This is a genomic window from Thermoflexus sp. (genome assembly GCF_034432235.1).
Lineage (GTDB): Bacteria > Chloroflexota > Anaerolineae > Thermoflexales > Thermoflexaceae > Thermoflexus.
Map to the genome: position 1 here is coordinate 1 of NZ_DAOUCJ010000114.1, position 2513 is coordinate 2513.

Here is a 2513-nt window from a genome sequence, read left to right on the forward strand (position 1 = left end):
GCCTCCCCCCACGCCCGCAACCGCCGGATCTGCCCTCGGATCTGCTCTGGATGCACCCGCAGCACCGTATCCATCGTTCGCCCTCCAGATGACGTGCTTCTCGTCCATTAAGATGATAGCCACCCATTCGCAGCGCCGGGCGCTTCATCCCCCGTGTTTCTGCCCTTATCGGGCTGGGGGCTCGATGGACCGCGACCGTTGCCTCATGGAGCCTCCCAGGGAGGAGGATATTCCGGCGGACGGGGAGGCAGCGGAACCCACGGTAGATCTTGGGGGAGCCGGAGAAATGGAACCCACTCGAATCGGGCCAGGCGCTCAGGACCGGCTATGAGGAGCTCTACGTTGAACAGCTCGGATAGGAGGGTCAGGGGATAGCCGGTTCCATCCTCGACCCGGATCACCCAGACCCACAGGAGATTGGCGTATTGCGGCGGCCGGAAATCGCTGTCGAAGAGGTTGGGGTAACGACGCACATCCGCGGGAAGGTAGACTTCCTCCGGCGGGAGCCAGATCCGGAAGGTCTGCAGCGCGAACCGTCCATCGGGAGCACACTCCATCCCCACTTCGGTTGGCCCGAGCAGGCTGCGTTGCAGGAACGGGAGGAAGGCGGTCGGAAATCGCCCCTGTTCGGCCATGGCGCGGGCCAGGGCTTGCTGATCCGGCCATGTGGGCGCATGGATCGGGGCCGTCATGACGTTCCGGGACTGGTAATCGGTCCAGTAAAGGCCCCCCGGGAACACGAGGGGCGGGGGATTGAAATCGGGATTCACTTTCCGGAAAAGTTCATCGCCTTCTAATAGAGGACCACCGATTTGAGGGATAGCGATCAGGGCATGCCGCTGATCCGGCGAACGGCATTCATCGATGGATACATATCCGGGGGATACATATCCGGGTTCCAGCACCGGCTCAGGGATGGGGAACTGCAGGGGAGGGGATCGCCTTTCGCCCTTCTGTTCGACACAGAGCTCCCCGCTTCTCCCGCATGGCCTCAGCTCCAGTTGGGGGTTTTGATCATAAGGACCGATCCGGTTGCGAGAGACCATCAGCGTGCTTGGCGCCTCAACGCACATCGGGGGAACTTCGGGGGTGGGAAACCATTCCTTCGATCGCCAGTAACAGAAATGCAGGCGCTCGTTCCAGAGGGTCCAGAAGGGCACAGCCAGATCGGGGGGCCACGGTCCGATCCAGCGCTGGCCGTCGGTCAGCCAGACCGCTCCCTCAGACCAGGCCCCGTGTTCGAGTTCGGGGCGGAACACCGCGATCCAGTTCCCCTCTGTCCAGAAGCCCTCCGGAAGCGGCTGGGGCCGCGGGGATGGGGAAAGGGCCCTTGGAACCCATAGGGTGGGGGTTGGTGTGGGGGCAGGCGGCCGGGGAGTGGTGGTCGCCAGGACATGGGTCGGCGTGGGGGGAGCCGTCGGCGTCGGCCGGGGGGTGGGGCGCGCGACGGTCGCCGGCGGGGAGAAAGCGGTCTCCGTCGGCCGAGGGATAGGCTGCGTGGTGGCCGTCGGCGTTGCCGTTCGATCCGGTGGGTTGATAGGGATCGGCACCAGCGGGCGCGCGCATGCCGCCAGAGTCAGGATCAGGACCCATGAAATCCATCCGCGGTGCATTGAGCTCCTCCTCTCCTAAATCCTATTGAGGGATTGGGCCGTGGGTGGCGGATGGGGATATGGATGTGGGGCCTGTTCTCTCCGAGGTTTCGGAGGGAACCTCCAGGGAAAGCACCCACCAGCGATTCCCCGCCCTGGCCGCCCGGTTCACGGACTTCCAGAATTCATCCCAGGAATAGCGTTCTTGTCGGTTAGCATAAGGATTGTTGATGACGACGTATCGGTTGCCATCACGCTCCTCCAACCGATCAATCACGACCCAATGGGCAGTGGCTATCCCTCGCCTTTCCCCCTCGGGCCCCATCAGAATACCGCCGTCCCCCTTCTTACGATCCTCCGGCATCACGACCACCTCGGAGCCGGGCCAGCTTGTGCTTCCCCGGGTAGTGGTATAGCGTTTAGCGGTGACCAGGGCGATCAATGTCGTGTGGGGACGGGCGATCTGCTGGCGGAGGCTTTCCCAGGCGGCCTCCGGATCGGAAGGGGAGCCCTGGAGAAAGACCATTTGGGCTTCTATGCCGTAGGCCTGTCGGGCGGTTTCCTGCAGATCCGCCCAGCTAGTGTAATTGGTCGCCTCGCCCTCATTCACCTCTGGCTGCATCCGCCTCAACTGGACCATGCGGTCAGCCACTTCCTGGGCTGGGATCGGGCGGCCGGTCAGCCTGGAAAGGGCCATGCTCAAGCTCACCGGGCCACAGGCGGTCGTCCATGGGAGGTCCACGCTGCCAGATCGGAAGCGGATTACAAATTGATGCGGCAGAGGTCTCCCGTTGTCATGGACAGCCAGAGGCGTGACGGGCAGCTGCAGCGGTGCAATCCAGCCCTCCGCCAGCGGCTGGGCGGCCTGGAGGAAGGCCTCCTCCAGGTGGTGGAGGGCCTGCTCCAGGATATCGGCCAGGA

General features: G+C 63.9%; 2 protein-coding genes. Both read right to left on the bottom strand.

From position 1 onward, the window contains the following. Positions 1-203: 203 nt before the first annotated feature. Positions 204-1613 carry a hypothetical protein gene (locus VAE54_RS14035; RefSeq protein ID WP_322802603.1) on the bottom strand — a complete coding sequence of 470 codons (1410 nt, stop codon included), beginning with the start codon at positions 1611-1613 and terminating at the stop codon, positions 204-206. A 22-nt stretch (positions 1614-1635) separates the two neighbouring features. After that, on the bottom strand, positions 1636-2513 hold an 878-nt coding region (locus tag VAE54_RS14040), incomplete at its 5' end, for a hypothetical protein (protein ID WP_322802604.1).

Coding starts and splice junctions, on each gene's coding strand:
- VAE54_RS14035 (WP_322802603.1), bottom strand. CDS start 1,613: ATGCACCGCGGATGGATTTCATGGGTCCTGATCCTGACTCTGGCGGCA.